The 16,771-nt window shown below is 71.1% G+C and carries 11 protein-coding genes; 6 read left to right on the forward strand and 5 right to left on the reverse strand.

Annotation, left to right across the window (positions count from 1 at the left end; translation table 11 throughout):
• Position 1: 1 nt before the first annotated feature.
• From V2S04_RS13315 to V2S04_RS13335, 5 genes are all read right to left on the reverse strand, one after another.
• Positions 2-928: a DUF808 family protein gene (locus V2S04_RS13315; RefSeq protein WP_413638932.1), complete on the reverse strand. Its 927-nt coding sequence runs from the start codon at positions 926-928 to the stop codon at positions 2-4.
• Between the two features lie 68 nt (positions 929-996).
• The gene (locus tag V2S04_RS13320) at positions 997-2,406 is read right to left on the reverse strand and encodes an amino acid permease (RefSeq protein ID WP_413638933.1); all 1,410 of its coding nucleotides are present in this window, start codon (positions 2,404-2,406) and stop codon (positions 997-999) included.
• Positions 2,407-2,446: 40 nt separating this feature from the next.
• Complete coding sequence (locus V2S04_RS13325; protein WP_413638934.1) at positions 2,447-4,219, reverse strand: thioredoxin domain-containing protein; 1,773 nt, start codon at positions 4,217-4,219, stop codon at positions 2,447-2,449.
• Positions 4,220-4,289: 70 nt separating this feature from the next.
• Entirely contained in the window at positions 4,290-5,126 is an 837-nt protein-coding gene (locus V2S04_RS13330; protein ID WP_099194736.1) for an aldo/keto reductase, read from the reverse strand.
• Positions 5,123-6,556 carry a heparan-alpha-glucosaminide N-acetyltransferase domain-containing protein gene (locus tag V2S04_RS13335; RefSeq protein ID WP_413638935.1) on the reverse strand — a complete coding sequence of 478 codons (1,434 nt, stop codon included), beginning with the start codon at positions 6,554-6,556 and terminating at the stop codon, positions 5,123-5,125. The genes V2S04_RS13330 and V2S04_RS13335 overlap by 4 nt, the downstream gene beginning before the upstream one ends.
• Here V2S04_RS13335 and hrpA point away from each other — a divergent pair.
• From hrpA to V2S04_RS13365, 6 genes are all read left to right on the forward strand, one after another.
• A complete protein-coding gene (gene hrpA / locus V2S04_RS13340) occupies positions 6,484-10,536 on the forward strand; it encodes an ATP-dependent RNA helicase HrpA (RefSeq protein ID WP_413638936.1) in 4,053 nt (1,350 codons plus the stop codon). The two genes, V2S04_RS13335 and hrpA, sit on opposite strands and share 73 nt — an antisense overlap.
• 22 nt (positions 10,537-10,558) lie before the next feature.
• Positions 10,559-11,503, forward strand: a complete 945-nt coding sequence (locus tag V2S04_RS13345) for a quinone oxidoreductase family protein (protein ID WP_413638938.1) — start codon at positions 10,559-10,561, stop codon at positions 11,501-11,503.
• Positions 11,504-11,588: 85 nt separating this feature from the next.
• Positions 11,589-12,929: an O-acetylhomoserine aminocarboxypropyltransferase/cysteine synthase family protein gene (locus V2S04_RS13350; protein ID WP_413638939.1), complete on the forward strand. Its 1,341-nt coding sequence runs from the start codon at positions 11,589-11,591 to the stop codon at positions 12,927-12,929.
• A gap of 42 nt (positions 12,930-12,971) precedes the next feature.
• Positions 12,972-13,961, forward strand: coding sequence for a Gfo/Idh/MocA family protein (locus tag V2S04_RS13355; RefSeq protein ID WP_413638940.1), 990 nt, complete (start codon positions 12,972-12,974; stop codon positions 13,959-13,961).
• A gap of 1 nt (position 13,962) precedes the next feature.
• Positions 13,963-14,877, forward strand: coding sequence for an NYN domain-containing protein (locus V2S04_RS13360; protein ID WP_413638941.1), 915 nt, complete (start codon positions 13,963-13,965; stop codon positions 14,875-14,877).
• A gap of 86 nt (positions 14,878-14,963) precedes the next feature.
• Positions 14,964-16,769: a glycoside hydrolase family 3 protein gene (locus V2S04_RS13365; RefSeq protein WP_413638942.1), complete on the forward strand. Its 1,806-nt coding sequence runs from the start codon at positions 14,964-14,966 to the stop codon at positions 16,767-16,769.
• Positions 16,770-16,771: the final 2 nt, after the last annotated feature.

Below are 16,771 nucleotides of genomic sequence, written 5' to 3' on the forward strand. Positions count from 1 at the left end.
GTCAGGCCACCGTCTCCGGGGCCGCGTGCGCGGCGCGGTGCGCCTCATCGAACGTGGGGTTCTTGCCCAAAAGCTTCCCGATCAGCAGGACGACGCCCACGACGACCAGGCCGACGAGCATCCCGGCGACCGCAGACATCGCGGTGTTGCCGAGCCAGACGACGAAGCCGCCGAATGAGGCGAGCAGCTCGTCGACACCGTGCAGCAGATCGGCGGGCGCGTGCAGACCCACCTCGCCGAGATTGACGACGACGAGGTGACCGCCGACCCACAGCATCGCCACCGTGCCGACGACGCTGATCACACGGAACACCGCGGGCATCGACCGCACGATCCGCGTCCCGGTGTGGCGCACGTTGCGCACCGGGTTCTTCGCCATCTTCAGGCCGATGTCGTCGAGCTTGACCAGCAGCGCCACCGCGCCGTACACGACTCCGGTCATGAGCAGCGCGATGACGGCCAGCACACCGAGCGTCTGCCAGGTGCCGAGGCTCGAGTCGAGGCTCGCGAGCGAGATGAGCATGATCTCGGTCGACAGGATCAGGTCGGTGCGGATCGCACCCCACACGAGCCGCTTCTCGTCACGCGCGCCCTCGTCGGCGTGACCGTGGGCGAAGCCGAACCACTCGAGCACCTTCTCGGCACCCTCGAAACAGAGGTAGGTGCCGCCGATGATCAGCAGATACGGCAGCACCCACGGCGCGAAGGCGGTCAGCACCAGCGCGATGGGGATGATGATGAGGAACTTGTTCGCGATCGAACCGAGCGCGATCTTGCCGACCACCGGCAGCTCACGCGCGGGAGTGAGCCCCTGCACGTACTGCGGAGTGACGGCCGCGTCGTCGATCACGACACCCGCGGCCTTGGCGGATGCCTTCATCGCCGCGCTCAGGATGTCGTCGACGACCGCCAGCAGACCAACCGACATGCGATTCCTCCCCCGGAGTGCACGGTGTGCGCGCTCCGGCCTGCAAGACTACTGTGCCTGCTCGCGCCTCACCGCGCACGCGTGTCGTCGGACTGTCTGATCACGCCGCGGCGTGCGAGCCCGCGGGTGAGCCGCGCGACGATCAGCAGCGCCGCGGTGAGGGCGAGCGTCAGCAGCAGCTGGATGCGGGCGGTCGGATCGATCATGGCGAGGGCGATGATCGTCCCGAGCAGAGCCAGGGCCAGCCACGACAGCCAGGGGAAGCCCCACATGCGCATCGGCAGATGCTCGCCGTCGCGGTCGGCCCGGCGCCGCAGGATGATCTGCGAGACGACCGTGGCCGTCCAGATGACGAGCACCGTCGAGCCGACGATGTTCAGCAGCAGCCCGAGCACGGTCTCGGGGAACGCCCAGTTCAGCACGACCGTGACGAACCCGAAGGCGACGGATGCGAGCACGGCGACGTAGGGCACGCCGGCGGCGCTGGTGCGGACGGATGCCAGCGGCGCGAGTCCGCGTTCGCCGAGCGAGTACGCCATGCGCGACGCGCCGTAGATGTTGGCGTTCATCGCCGACAGCAGCGCCATCACCACGATCAGCGACATCACCAGGTCGACGCCGGGCACCTGCAGGGTGGCCAGCACGGCCGAGAACGGCCCCTCCAGCACCTCCGGCGAATCCCACGGCAGCACCGCGACGATCACGAAGATCGACCCCAGGTAGAACACGAGAATGCGCACCATCACCTCGCGCACGATGCGCTTGATGTTGTTCGCCGGATCGTCGGATTCGGCGGCGGCGATCGCGACGACCTCGGTGCCGCCGAACGCGAACACGACGATGAGCAGGGCGGCGGCGATGCCGGCGATCCCGTGCGGGGCGAACCCGCCGTGCGCGACCAGGTTGCCGACGCCGGTGGCGGGCACACCCGGGATGAGCCCGAGGATCGCGCACGCCCCCACCACCAGGAACGCGATGATGGCGAAGACCTTGATCGCCGCGAACCAGAACTCGAAGCGTCCGTAGTTGCGCACGCCGAACAGGTTCACGGCGGTGAGCGCGGCGACGAAGATCAGCACCCACAGCCATGCCGGGATGCCGGGCACCCACCCCTCGATGATGCCTGCCGCTCCGGTCGCCTCCGCGGCGATCACCACCACGAGCTGAATCCAGTACAGCCATCCGACGGCGCTTCCGGCGCTGCGGCCCATCGCGCGCTGCGCGAACGAACTGAACGCGCCCGAGCTGGGGCGCGCGGCGACCATCTCGGCGAGCATCGCCATGACGAGGATGACCACGGTGCCGGCGATGAGGTACGACACCAGCACGGCGGGCCCGGCGATGCCGATGGCCTGCCCCGAGCCGACGAAGAGCCCCGCACCGATCGCGCCGCCCAGACCCATCATCGAGATCTGCCGGCGGGTGAGCCCGGGATGCAGACCCTTCGTGGTCGTCGTCGTCAGCGGCACCTCGGTCATCGTGAGACCTCCTCGTCCAGGCCGGGTACGGCCCGTGCCATCATACGGACAGCGCGGACGGGTCGACCGTCGGCAGACGGCACACGAAGTCCCGACAGTCGTATGCGACGCCGTCGGCGGCGTCCTTGCCCTCGAACAGCGAGAACCCGGCATCCGCGAACCCGCGGGCCTGGGCCGGAGACACCACCGCGACCACGTCGGCCTCGACGCGACGGGCAGCGTCCGCGAGCGCCCCCTGCCGGTGTTCGACGACGGCGACGACCTGGCGAGATGGGGCGGCGAGCGTCGCGCACAGCCGCAGCAGGGCGCCGTAGGCGAGCGGATGCTGCAGCGCGCGCTCGACGAGCGGCGCGCACAGCGCGACGGCGCGCTCGCGATGCTCGTCTCCCGCGCCGAGCAGCCAGGCGGTGAGGTGAGCGGATGCCCGCGACGCCGCCCCCGAGGGCAGATCGCCGTCGCTGTCGTCACCGGCAGCCGCGAGCCCCTGCGCCGACAGCACCGGATCGGCGACGAGGGGCTCCTCGAGCAGGGCCAGCGCCCGGGTCGCCCAGGACGCCTCACCCGTGGCGAGGGCGAGGGCGAGCAGACCGTCCGCGAGCAGCCCGACGTCCGCGGCCGTGGCGACGGCCGCGGCCGCCACGCCGTCCAGCGAGGAGCGCACGAGAGCTCCCGCCGCGGAGCGGTTCACGCGCAGCACGTGCACGGCGGCGGCCGCCGCGGCATCCACCCACTCCTGCTCGTCCAGCCGTGCTCCAGCGCGCGCGAGCGCGCCGATCGCGAGCCCGTTCCAGCCGGTGAGCACCTTGCCGTCGACAGCGGGAGGGCGGAGGGATGCCCTGTCCCGGGCATCCGCGCGGTAGTAGCCGCCCTCGCTGCGCTCGCCGTCGATCCACGACTCGGAGTCCTGCGCGGCGCCGAACGCACCGCCGTCGCGGCGCAGCACGCCGAGCAGGAACCCGACGATGCCGCGCACGATGTCGTCGCGCCCTGCGGCGAGCGCGACGTCGATCAGCTGGGCGTTGTCGATCAGCATCCGCTCGTAGTGCGGCACGCTCCAGTCGGCCTGGGTCGCGTAGCGGAAGAAGCCCCCGTCGATCTCGTCGCGCAGCGGCGACGCCGACATCGCGTCGATCGCTCGACGCGCAGCATCCGCGCCCTGTGCCAGCGGGTGCTGCAGGAAGCGCAGCGTGGTCGCCATCGGGAACTTCGGAGCCCCGCCGAACCCGCCGTGGCGATGATCCTCCCGCTGCAGGATCGCCGCGGCGGCAGCCGCGATGGCCTCCGCGCCCGGCATCCCGCCTGCGTCGGCGGTCGCGGCCTGCCGCAGGGCGTCGGCCACGGCATCCGCCGACTCCTCCACCTCGGCGCGACGCTCGGTCCACGCCTCGTTCACGGCCGTCAGCACGTCGCGGAACGACGGCATCCCACCGCGGGCCTGCGGAGGGAAATACGTGCCGGCGTAGAAGGTGCGGCCGGCGGGGGTGGCGAACACCGTGAGCGGCCAGCCGAGGCTTCGGGTGAAGGCCGAGGCCGCCGCCATGAAGGCCGCATCGACCTCGGGGTGCTCCTCGCGGTCGATCTTCACCGGCACGAACGCGGCGTTGATCTGCGCCGCGGTGGCCTCGTCGGCGAACGACTCGCGCGCCATCACGTGGCACCAGTGGCAGGTGGAGTAGCCGATCGAGACGAGCAGCGGCACGTCGCGGCGCTGGGCCTCGGCGAACGCCTCCTCGCCCCACGGATGCCAGTCGACGGGGTTGTCGGCGTGCGCCCGCAGATACGGGCTGAGCGTGTCGGCGAGCCGGTTGGTCATGCACCCACGGTACGCCGAGACCCCCTGCCGCAGGCCGGTCGACCGGCGGGCAGGGGGTCTCGGGAGCGGGTCAGTTCAGGTCGTTCGGGTGGGTGCCGACGCGGCCCGAGCCGTCGAGCGGGTCGAGTCCGTCGATCGCGGTCATCTGCGCGTCGTCGAGCTCGAAGTCGAACACGTCGAGGTTCTCGCGCATGCGCTCGGCGTGCACCGACTTCGGGAACACGATGAAGCCCTTCTGCAGGTGCCAGCGCAGCACCACCTGGGCGGGCGTGCGACCGGTCGCCGCCGCAGCGGACGCGACCGGCTCGGCACCGAACAGGTCGTACTTGCCCTGGCCCAGCGGGCCCCACGACTCGATGCGCATGCCGTGCTCGGCCGCCCACTCGGTGATCTCGCGCTGCTGGTACGCCGGGTGCAGCTCGATCTGGTTCACCGCGGGGGTGACCCCGGTCTCGGCGACGAGGCGCTCGAGGTGCGGCACGAGATGGTTCGAGACGCCGATCGAGCGGGCGAGTCCCCGCTCGCGGATGCCGATCATCTTCTGCCACGCGTGGACGTAGTTGTCGTTGGCTGGCGTCGGCCAGTGCACCAGGTACAGGTCGACGGCGTCGAGCCCGAGCTTCTCGAGGCTCTCGTCGATCGCCTTGTCGGGCTCATCGCCGTCATGACGGTCGTTCCACAGCTTGGTGGTGATGAAGAGCTCGTCGCGCGGGATGCCGCTCTTCGCGATGGCCGCGCCCACGCCCTCCTCGTTGCGGTAGATCGCGGCGGTGTCGATGTGCCGGTAGCCGGCTTCGAGCGCCTCGGTCACCGCGCGCTCGGCGTCGTCGGCCGGCACCAGGAAGACGCCGTAGCCGAGCTGAGGGATCGTGTGCCCGTCGTTGAGTTCGAGTGTGGGAATCGTCATCCATCCAGCCTAGGTCGATCACGTGCGGCCGGCGCCGCGGCGGCGCCGGCAGACATGGCGGCGGCGGCGCGGGCGACCAGCCTCTCGAGCGGCCCCCGACCCAGAGTCATCGCCCAGGCGGTGGCGGCCAGCAGCATCGTCAGGGTGAACCAGCCCCAGGCCTGGTCGCTGTCGGGAAGCGCGGCGGGGCCGGCGAGGGCGACGATCGCCACGATGTGAGCCGAGTACGCGGTCAGGGGCATGGAGCCGAGCGCCGCGAACGGCAGCAGCACCCAGCGCAGGGGACGGCTGAGGATCAGGCACGCGCCGATCAGCGCGACGGCGAAGCCGCCCGATCCGAGGATCTCCGCCGTGCCCCCGGAGTGCGGGTGGGTGGAGACGAGCGCGGTCAGGACCGACTCGGCGGGCATCTGCTCGGCCAGAGCCTGCGAGTACGCCGCCCACCCGCTGACGTCGTCGAGCTCCTCGTCGAGCGACGAGCTCGACGACGAGCCGGACGGCGTGCCGGAGAGTTCGCTCCGCGACGGCTGGGGGTAGCAGTAGAACTCCCCTCCGCCCCACGAGTCGCACACCGCGTCTCCGAGATCCACCTCGGACGCGGGGATCGGCGACGACGCCTCCTCGAGGTCGCCGCCGCTGTCTACGTCCGAGCCGTCGATGACGCTCGAGGGGTCGTCGACATCGGTCGGCATCAGGACGCCGCCCAGGGCGCCGAGGCCGTATCCACCGATGGCGAAGACGATGCCCGCCACCAGCAGAACCGTGGCCGTTCGGACGGTGTCCACCCGCACCCGCCCGATCGCCATCCCCACCAGCACGAACACCATCCACACCGTGATCGGGTAGGTGCCGAACAGCACCAGGTCGGTGCCGGGTCCCGTCGCCCCCAGCGACAGCGCCCGCACCAGCGCGAGCAGAGGCGGCCCCGCGACGGCGAGGACGCCCGCTGCCAGCAGCAGATGACGCACCCGCCACCGCAGCATCGGGATCGCCGCGACGTAGACCAGCCCGTACACGGTGAGGATGACGGCGACGGGGGTGCCCAGCAGCTCCAGGGCGATGCCGATGAGGAACACTGCGGCTCCGCGGCCGATCAGGCTCAGGCGCAGCCGGGCCAGGTCGTCGCGACGCGGGATGCTCGTGCGCCCCGTCATCAGCGAGACCGAGATGCCGGCGAGCACGGCGAACAGGATCGACGAGCGCCCGTGCACGAGGGCGCTCCAGGTGTCGGGCTCGAACACGCGCACCTCGTCGGCCGTGGTCGCGACGTGCGCGCCCACCATGCCGAGGATGGCCAGGCCGCGGGCGACGTCCAGACCCATGATGCGCGGCGCGCGGCCGAATTCGCGCCACCACCGTGCGGGGGCGGAAGCGGCGGGCGGTCGGGCGGCGGGCGAGTCCGAGGTGGAGACGGGCGGAGCAGCGGTCACTCGCTGATCGTAGCGACCGGGCGGGAACGGGATCAGCGGCGATACGATGGAGGGCTATGTCTTCGCCCGTGATCTCCTTCCCACCCGAGCTGCCGGTCAGCGCGGCGCGCGACGAGATCGCCGCGGCCATCCGCGACCACCAGGTCGTGATCGTCGCCGGCGCGACCGGTTCGGGCAAGACCACGCAGCTGCCGAAGATCTGCCTCGAGCTCGGGCGCGAGCGCATCGCGCACACCCAGCCGCGCCGGCTGGCGGCGCGCACGATCGCCGAGCGCGTCGCCGACGAGCTGCACGTCGAGCTCGGCGACCTCGTCGGCTACAAGGTGCGCTTCACCGATCAGGTTTCCGATGCCACCCGCATCGCGCTGATGACCGACGGCATCCTGCTGAACGAGATCCACCGCGACAGGCTGCTCACCCGCTACGACACGATCATCATCGACGAGGCGCACGAGCGCTCGCTCAACGTCGACTTCCTGCTCGGATACCTGCGGCGCATCCTTCCCGAGCGCCCCGACCTGAAGGTCATCATCACCTCGGCGACGATCGACCCCGAGAGCTTCGCGACGCACTTCGCCGACGCGAACGGCGAGCCCGCGCCGATCATCGAGGTCTCCGGTCGGACGTACCCGGTCGAGATCAGATACCGTCCGCTCGTCGACGGGAGCGAGGACGACGCGTCGAAGACCTCCGAGCCCGAGGACGATGTCACCGCGATCGTGTCCGCGTTGCGCGAGCTCGACCGCGAGGCGCCGGGCGATGTGCTCGTGTTCCTTCCCGGCGAGGCCGAGATCCGCGATGCGGCGGATGCCGTGCGCGGCGCGTACCGATCGGCGACTTCTCCGGTCGAGGTGCTGCCGCTGTACGGCCGGCTGTCGGCCGCCGAGCAGCACCGGGTCTTCGAGCCGTCGAAGGTCGCGGGTGTCCGACGCCGCGTGGTGCTCGCCACGAACGTCGCCGAGACGAGCCTCACCGTGCCCGGCATCAAGTACGTGATCGACACGGGCACCGCCCGCATCTCGCGCTACAGCCCGCGCTCGAAGGTGCAGCGCCTGCCCATCGAGGCGGTGTCGCAGGCATCCGCCGCCCAGCGCTCCGGTCGCGCGGGCCGCACCAGCGACGGCATCGCGATCCGGCTGTACGGCGAGGACGACTTCGACGGGCGCCCGGAGTTCACCGAACCCGAGATCCTGCGCACCTCGCTGGCGTCCGTCGTGCTGCAGATGCTGTCGCTCGGCTTCGGCGACATCACCGAGTTCCCCTTCCTCACCCCTCCCGACTCCCGCGGGGTGAAGGCGGCCTTCGACCTGCTCACCGAGATCGGCGCGGTCGACGCGACCCGGGGCGCGCAGCCCCGGTTGACGAGGATCGGGCGGGAGATCTCGCGGATGCCGATGGATCCGCGCTTCGCCCGGATGCTCGTCGCCGCGTCGTCCTCCGCCGGCCGCGTGCTGGCGGATGTCATGGCGATCGTGGCCGGGCTGTCGATCCAGGACGTGCGCGAGCGGCCCAGCGCCGATGCACCGCAGTCGCTGCGGAACGAGGCCGACCGCATGCATGCCCGCTTCGTCGACCCGACCAGCGACTTCCTCACTCTGCTGAACCTGTGGAACCATCTGCGCGAACAGCAGAAGGAGCTCGGCTCCAGCGCATTCCGGCGCATGTGCCGCAGCGAGCACCTGAACTACGTGCGGGTCCGCGAATGGTTCGACGTGCACCGCCAGCTGCGCACACTCGTCAAGACGCCGAAGGGCGCCGCCGGCGGCACCACGGACCCCGACGCCATCCATCGGGCGATCCTCGCCGGGCTGCTCTCGCAGATCGGCATTCTCGACGAGCGCACCACGGCCGGCAGCGCCAACAAGGCGAAGGGCGACCGGGCTCGCCGCATCGCCGAGTACCGCGGCGCCCGCGGCATCCGGTTCTCGATCTTCCCGGGCTCGGGACTGCGCAAGAAGGCACCGCAGGCGGTGATGGCCGCCGAGATCGTCGAGACGTCGCGCACCTTCGCGCGCACGGTCGCCGCGATCGACCCGGCCTGGGCCGAGGAGCTCGCCGACGATCTCGCCAAGCGTCAGGTGACCGAGCCGCACTGGTCGAAGGATGCGGGAGCTGCGGTCGCGTACGAGAAGGTGACGCTGTTCGGCGTCGAGATCATCCCGAAGCGCCGAGTGCAGTTCGCGCGCATCGACCGCGCCGGCGCACGCGAGCTGTTCCTGCGGCACGCCCTCGTCGAGGGCGAGTGGGATCCGTCGCGGCTCGACAAGCGGGTGAGTGCGTTCTGGCGCGCGAACGCCGAACTGCGTCGCCGGCTCGAGAAGCTCGAGGAGCGCGAGCGTCGCCGTGACATCCTCGCCGGCGACGAGGCGGTGTTCGGCTTCTACGACGAGCGCGTCCCACGCGAGGTGTTCGACGTCCGCTCATTCGAGAAGTGGTGGCGCGATGCGCTGCAGCAGACGCCGAAGCTGCTCTCGATGCGCGAGAGCGACCTCATCGACGATGACAGCCGCACGGATCAGAGCGAATTCCCCACGCGCTGGCAGCAGGGCGACCAGGTGCTCGGACTCGCCTACCGCTTCGAGCCGGGAGCCGAGGACGACGGCGTGAGCGTCGTGATACCCCTGGCGCTGCTGCAGCAGATCCGCGACACCGGCTTCGACTGGCAGGTGCCGGGGCTGCGCGCCGAGCTCATCACCGCCCTGCTCCGCGCCCTGCCGAAGGCGATCCGCCGCCACGTCGTGCCCGCCGCGGACTGGGCCGAGAAGTTCGGAGAGCAGCTCGACGGCGAGGGGCCCGAGCACCATTCCGGCCTGCCCGCCCGTGCGCTCAAGGAGGCTCTGGCCCGGCTCATCCAGCCGCTCGCCAATCAGCCGGTCTCGGCCGAGGACTTCGACGACGCCCGCGTGCCGGGGCATCTGCTGATGGGCTTCCGGGCGGTCGACGAACGCGGTCGCATCGCCGGGTCGAGCCGCGACCTGCAGACCCTGCAGCAGCGGCTCTCCGACCGGTCGCGGCAGAGCGTCACCCGTTCGCTGAACCGGCCAGAGCAGCCCCGCACCCCGCGCCGGAGCGCGGAGCGCGTGGCCGAGGCGTCATCGCGCGGCCCCATCGAGCGCGACGATCTCACCGACTGGACCTTCGACGACCTGCCCGAGCTGCTCGACACCAGGGTCGCCGGCGGCACCGTGCGCGGGTACCCGGCGATCGTCGATCGCGGCAGGTCGGTCTCGGTGCGGGTCGAGGCGACGGCGGATGCCGCGGCCGCCGCGACCCGTGAGGGCGTGCTGCGTCTCGTGCTGCTGACCGTCCCCTCCCCCGCCTCGTATGTGCAGAACCACCTGACGGCGCCCGAGAAGCTCGCCCTCGCCGCCTCGCCGTACCCGAACGTCGCGACGCTCGTCGAAGACGCCCGCACCGCGGTCGTGCGCGCCCTCATCGACGACCGCGTTCCCGGCGGCGTGATCCGCACCGGGGCGGAGTTCCGCCGGGTGCGCGACGAGGTCAACGCCGAGCTCGTGGACCGGCTCTTCGCCTGCGTCTCGCTGGTCGCGAAGATCCTCGCCCGCAGCCGCGATGTCGAGCGGGCCATCCGGTCGCAGAACTCCCTGGCTCTGCTGGGCCCGCTGAACGACATCCGCTCGCAGCTGAGCGCGCTGATCCGCCCGGGTTTCATCTCGGAGACCGGGGTCGAACGGCTCACGCACCTGCCCCGCTACCTCGACGGGATGCTCGAGCGGCTGAAGACGCTGGCGAACGAGCCGGGCAAGGACCGCGCCCGCATGACCGAATACGAGCGGACCGCGAAGGCGTACGAGGACGCGGGAGGCGCCCTGCCGCTCCCCGCGGACGCCCCGGCGCACCTCGCCGAGGTGCGCTGGCTGCTCGAGGAGTACCGGATCAGCGTCTTCGCGCAGCGGCTCGGCACCGCGCAGCCGGTCTCGCCGCAGCGCATCACGAAGGCGCTCGCGAGCCGCCCCTGACGTGCCCGGTAGCGTGGGGCCCATGGCTCACGCAATCGTCTACACCGAGATCGGCAGCCCCGACGTCCTCCGCCTGACCGAGATCCCCGACCCGGTCGCCGGGGCGGGTGAGATCGTCGTGCGCATCGAGGCGGCCGGGGTGAACCCGCTGGATGCCAAGCTGCGCCGCGGCGCGCGTCCCTCGCCTCCCATCGTCGAACCGCGCCGGGTCGGCTTCGACGGCGCGGGCGTCGTGGCGAGCCTCGGCGAGGGCGTCACGGGGTTCGCGATCGGCGACCGCGTCGTCATCGACAACGTCCTCGGCACCTACGCCAGCGCCCTCGCCGTGCCCGTGTCGAAGCTGTTCCGCCTCTCCGACGGCGTCACGATGGCAGAGGGTGCCGCCCTCGGCATCCCGGTCGGGACGGCGTATCAGTGCCTGCGCTCGCTCGGCGTCGCACAGGGCGACACGCTGCTCGTGCACGCCGGCTCCGGCGCGGTCGGCCAGGCCGCCGTGCAGTACGCCGTGCTGTGGGGTGCGAAGGTCATCGCGACGAGCAGCCCGGAGCGGTTCGACCAGCTGCGCGCCCTGGGCGCCGAGCCGGTCGCCTACGGCGACGGTCTCGAGGAGAGGGTGCGCGAGCTCGCGCCGGAGGGTGTGAGCGTCGCCCTCGACTGCGCGGGCACCGACGAGGCGATCAACGCCTCGCTCGCCCTCGTCGCCGACCGCGAACGGATCGCGACGATCGTGCGCGGGCCGGATGCCGCCGACTTCGGCATCCGCGCGTTCTCGGGCGGCAGCCCGGTGCCGCTCACCGATGAGGAGCAGGCCTGGCGGCAGGAGGCGATCCCCCTGACGATCAACCTCATCGAGGCGGGCGACTTCCAGGTCGAGCTCGGGCCCGAGCTCCCCCTCTCCGACGCGGCAACGGCGCACGAGCTGATCGAACGGCACGCCGCCAACGGCAAGATCATCCTCGTCCCCTGAGCACACCCCGTCGCACACGGACGCATGCCGCAACAGTTCGACACATGATGGGCGCGGACGGTGCGCCACGGAGCATCATGAGCACATGAGCTCCCCGTGTACCGCGACGACGCCGGGTTTCGCGACCGCCCAGGTGCAGGCCGGCTATCAGCCGACCGGGTCGATCAGCGCCATCCCGCCGATCCACCAGACCGCGGCGTACGAGTTCGCCTCCCTCGCCGAGGCCGCGGATCTGTTCGCGCTGCGGCGGCCGGGCATCATCTACGGACGCAACGCCAACCCCACGCAGCAGATCCTCGAAGAGCGCGTCGCGCTGCTCGAGGGCGGTGTCAGCGCGGTGGCCGTCGCCTCGGGGCAGGCGGCGGTGGCCGTCACCATCCTCGCGCTCGTGCACCGCGGAGGTCACATCGTCGCCGCCGACCAGCTGTACGGCGGCACGATCGATCTGCTGCAGGAGACACTCGACGACTTCGGCATCTCGGTCACCTTCGTCGACCAGGACGACATCGACGCCTGGCGCGACGCGATCACCCCGCGCACCCGCCTGCTGTTCGCCGAGTCGGTCGCGAATCCGATCGCGCAGGTGCTCGACATCCGCGCGGTCGCCGATGTGGCCCACGCCGCCGGCGTGCCGCTCGTCATCGACAACACCGTCGGCACCCCGCACCTCGTGCGCCCGGGCGAGCACGGCGCCGACTTCGTCGTGCACTCGGCCACGAAGTTCCTCTCCGGGCACGGCAGTTCACTCGGCGGCGTGGTCGTCGACCAGGGCAGCTTCGACTTCGGCGCCGCCCCCGCGCGCTGGCCGCAGTTCACCGCGCCGTACACCCGCTTCGGCGAACTCGTGCTGTGGGAGCGGTTCGGACAGGGGCATGCCTTCGCCGCGCTGGTGAAGTCGAAGTACGTGCACGACCTCGGCCCGTCGCTGTCGCCGTTCAACGCGTGGCAGATCCTGCAGGGCATCGAGACGCTCGATCTGCGGGTCGCCAGGCAGTCGGCCACCGCGCGTCTGCTCGCCGAGCATCTGGCACAGCATCCGGCGATCGCCCGGGTGCACCACCCGTCCCTCGACGACAACCCGTGGCGGGCGCTCGCCGCGCGATATCTGCCGAACGGCGCACCCTCGGTCTTCTCCTTCGACATCGCCGGCGCCGAAGACGACTCCTCGTTCGCACGCGTCGCGAGCGTGGTCGACGAGCTGCATGTGTTCCGCCTCGTCGCGAACATCGGCGACGCACGCAGCATGGTCGCCCACCCCGCGTCGATGACGCACTCGCACCTCAGCCCCGCTCAGCGGGCAGCGGCCGGGATCTCGCTGAACACGGTGCGCGTCTCGGCCGGACTCGAGGATCCCGCCGATCTCATCGCCGACCTCGACCGGGTGCTCGCGCCGCTGCTCGAGGATGCCCTGGTCGGCGCACGCTGACCAGGGCACCGGCGATGTCGGCCGCCCCGATACGCTGATCCCATGACCGGACTTCGATGGGGCATCCTCGCCACCGGCGGCATCGCGACCGCCTTCGCATCCGACCTGCGCACCGCGGGGCTCGACCTCGTCGCGGTGGGATCGCGCTCGCAGGCCTCCGCCGACGAGTTCGCCCGGCGCTTCGACATCCCCCGCGCGCACGGCTCGTACGCCGCGCTCGCCGAGGATCCGGAGGTCGACATCATCTACGTCGCCACTCCGCACCCGATGCACCATGAAGACGCCCGGCTCGCGCTGCAGAACGGCAAGCACGTGCTCGTCGAGAAGGCCTTCACGCTCAATCGCGCCGAAGCCGAAGATCTGCAGCGGCTCGGCGCCGAGAACGGCCTGCTCGTCATGGAGGCCATGTGGACCCGCTACCTGCCGCACATGGTGCGCCTGCGCGAGATCATCGCCGAGGGCACCCTGGGCGAGATCCGCTCGGTGTCGGCCGACCACACGCAGAGCCTGCCCACCGACCCCGCGCACCGGCTGAACGACCTCGCCCTCGGCGGCGGCGCCCTGCTCGATCTGGGCATCTACCCGATCTCGTTCATCTGGGACGTGCTGGGCGCGCCCGTCGAGATCTCGGCGACAGCCCGGCTGGTCGAGACGGGGGCGGATGCCGAGGTTGCGACGATCATGACGCACGCGAACGGCGCGATCTCGACCTCGCTCTCGTCGTCGCGCACAGCAGGCCCGAACACCGCGGTGGTCCTCGGCACCGCGGCGCGGATCGAGATCGACCGCATCTGGTACACACCCACGTCGTTCCGTGTCATCGCAGCGGACGGGTCGGTGCTCGAGCGGTACGAGTCGCAGGTCGAGGGTCGGGGCATGCAGTACCAGGCCCTGGCCGCAGAGGGCGCGGTTGCCGCCGGCGACACCGCCGGTGCGCTGCTCCCGCTGCCGATCGCGGAGTCGGTCGAGATCATGGGCACCCTCGACGAGATCCGCCGTCAGATCGGCGTCGTCTACCCGAGCGAGAGCTGAGATGGCCGAGACCACCGGCCGCGTCGCGGTCTACCTCGACTTCGACAACATCGTGCTCTCCTGGTACGACCGGGTGCACGGCCGCAACGCCTACGGCAAGGATCGCCAGCGGCATGCCGCCAATCCCGGCGACCCCGAGGTGGCCGAGCGCCTCAAGCAGGCGACGATCGAGGTGGGCGCCATAATCGACTACGCCTCGTCGTTCGGCACGCTCGTGCTCACTCGCGCGTACGCCGACTGGTCCTCGCCCGTGAACGCCGAGTACCGCTCGCAGCTCGTCGCCCGCGCCGTCGACCTGGTGCAGCTGTTCCCGGCGGCCGCGTACGCCAAGAACGGCGCCGACATCCGGCTGGCGGTCGACGCCGTCGAGGACATGTTCCGTCTGCCGGATCTCACGCATGTCGTGATCGTCGCCGGCGACAGCGATTACGTCCCCCTCGCGCAGCGCTGCAAGCGACTGGGCCGGTACGTGATCGGCGTGGGCGTGGCGGGGTCGACGGCGAAATCGCTCGCCGCCGCCTGCGACGAGTTCGAGTCGTACGACTCGCTGCCCGGCGTCGTGCGCCCCAGCACAGATGCGCCGGCCGCGTCGGCGTCGTCGTCGTCGAAGGACAAGACCGAGCCCAAGAGCGCGGCACGCACGCGTCGGACCCGCACGGTGACCCCCAAGCAGGACGAGCAGACCGAGGCGACCTCTCTGCTCGTGCGCGCGCTGCGCCTCGGACACGACAAGGGCGACTCGGACGAATGGCTGCACGCGTCGGCGGTGAAGACGCAGATGCGGCGGATGGACCCGTCGTTCAGCGAGAAGGCGCTCGGCTACCGCTCGTTCAACGACTTCCTGCGCTCACGCGACGATGTCGCCGAGCTCGAGGAGAGCGGTCACGAGCGGCTGGTGCGCCTGCGCGAGCAGTGACCCTGTCGGTTCCGCGATCGGGTTGCTAGGCTGGCCCGCACGTCTGGGGGGACGAAGCTGGGGACGCAACTCGAAGAGGAGTCGTCATGCTGAGAAGACCTGCCCATCGCGCCGCGGCCGTCGCCGCCGCGGTAGCGCTCACCGCCACTCTGACACCGGCTGCCGCATCAGCGGCACCGGATCAGGGCGCCGGCGATGCCCCTCCCGGTAAGGAGCGCCTCGCCGAGCGGTACGTCGACCGGACCCTCGAGTCGATGACCCTCGAGGAGAAGATCGGGCAGCTCTTCATCCTCTTCGCGTACGGACCGGCCGCCGACACTGCAGACCCACGCAACACCAAGATGTACGGCGAGGCGAGCGCGGCCGAGATCGTCGACGAGTACGAGCCCGGCGGGTTCATCCTGTTCTCGGCCCGCGACAACGTGACCGACCCCGAGCAGGTCGCCACCCTCTCGAACGGCCTGCAGGCGGCAGCCGCGGACGCCGGCGCCGGCATCCCCATGCTGATCAGCACCGATCAGGAGCAGGGTCTCGTCACCCGGATCGGATCGCCGGCGACGCTCTTCCCCGGCAACATGGCGCTGGGCGCCGGCCGCAGCGCGAAGGACACTCGCCGCGCCGCCGCCATCACCGGCCAGGAGCTGCTCGCCATGGGCATCCACCAGAACAACGCTCCCGACGCCGACGTCAACGTCAATCCCGACAACCCGGTGATCGGCGTGCGCAGCTTCTCGTCCGACCCCGACCTCGTCTCGCAGCTGACCGCCGCGGCCGTGCGCGGCTACCAGGACGACGCCGGCATCGTGGCGACCGCCAAGCACTTCCCCGGCCACGGTGACACCGCGACCGACTCGCACACCGGTCTGCCGGTGATCACGCACACCCTCGAGGAGTGGCAGCGGATCGACGCGCCGCCGTTCGAGGCCGCGATCGCGGCCGGTGTCGACTCGATCATGACCGCCCACATCGTGGTGCCGTCGCTCGATGACAGCGGAGACCCGGCGACGCTGTCGAAGAAGATCGTCACCGGTCAGCTGCGCGAGGCGCTCGGCTTCGAGGGCGTCATCGTCACCGACGGTCTCGAGATGGCCGCCGTGCGGCAGAAGTACGGCGACGGCGAGGTCGCGGTGCGCGCGATCGAAGCCGGAGTCGACCAGCTGCTGCTCCCCGCCGACCCGCCCGCCGCCTACGCGGCGCTCGAGCAGGCACTCGACTCCGGCCGGCTCACCGAGGAGCGCATCGACGAGTCCGTCGCCCGCATCCTGAAGATGAAGTACGACCAGGGCGTCATCAAGCGGCCGACGGTCCAGGTCGACAAGGTGATGAACGTCGTCGGACGCCAGGGAAGCCTGCGCGCCGCCGAGAAGATCACCGACCGCACCACCACTCTCGTGCGCAATGAGAACGACGCGCTGCCGGTGTCTGTCGAGGGCAAGACCGTCCTCGTCACCGGCTACGGCGAGGTGACCGGACGCACGCTCGCCGCCGAGCTCACCGCTCGCGGCGCAGCAGTGACCACCCTGCCCACCGGGACGGCGCCGTCGGCCGGTCTGATCGACCAGGCGGCCGCGGCCGCCGCGCAGCACGATGTGACCGTGGTGCTCACCAACGGCGTGACGGCGACCAGCCGACAGAAGCAGCTCGTCGCCGCGCTCGATGCGACCGACAGCCACCTCGTCGTGGCCGGCGTGCGCAATCCGTACGACATCAACCAGCTGCCCGGCGTCGACAACTTCATCGCCACGTACTCGTACGCGGCTCCCGCGCTGGCATCGCTCGCGAAGGTGATCACCGGCGAGATCGAGCCGCAGGGCAAGCTGCCGGTCGACATCTACACGAGCGACGGATCGGGTGCGGTCCTCTATCCGTTCGGCCATGGACTGGGGTGGTGAGC

It is taken from the genome of Microbacterium sp. OR21 (assembly GCF_047306785.1).
Classification (GTDB): domain Bacteria; phylum Actinomycetota; class Actinomycetes; order Actinomycetales; family Microbacteriaceae; genus Microbacterium; species Microbacterium esteraromaticum_E.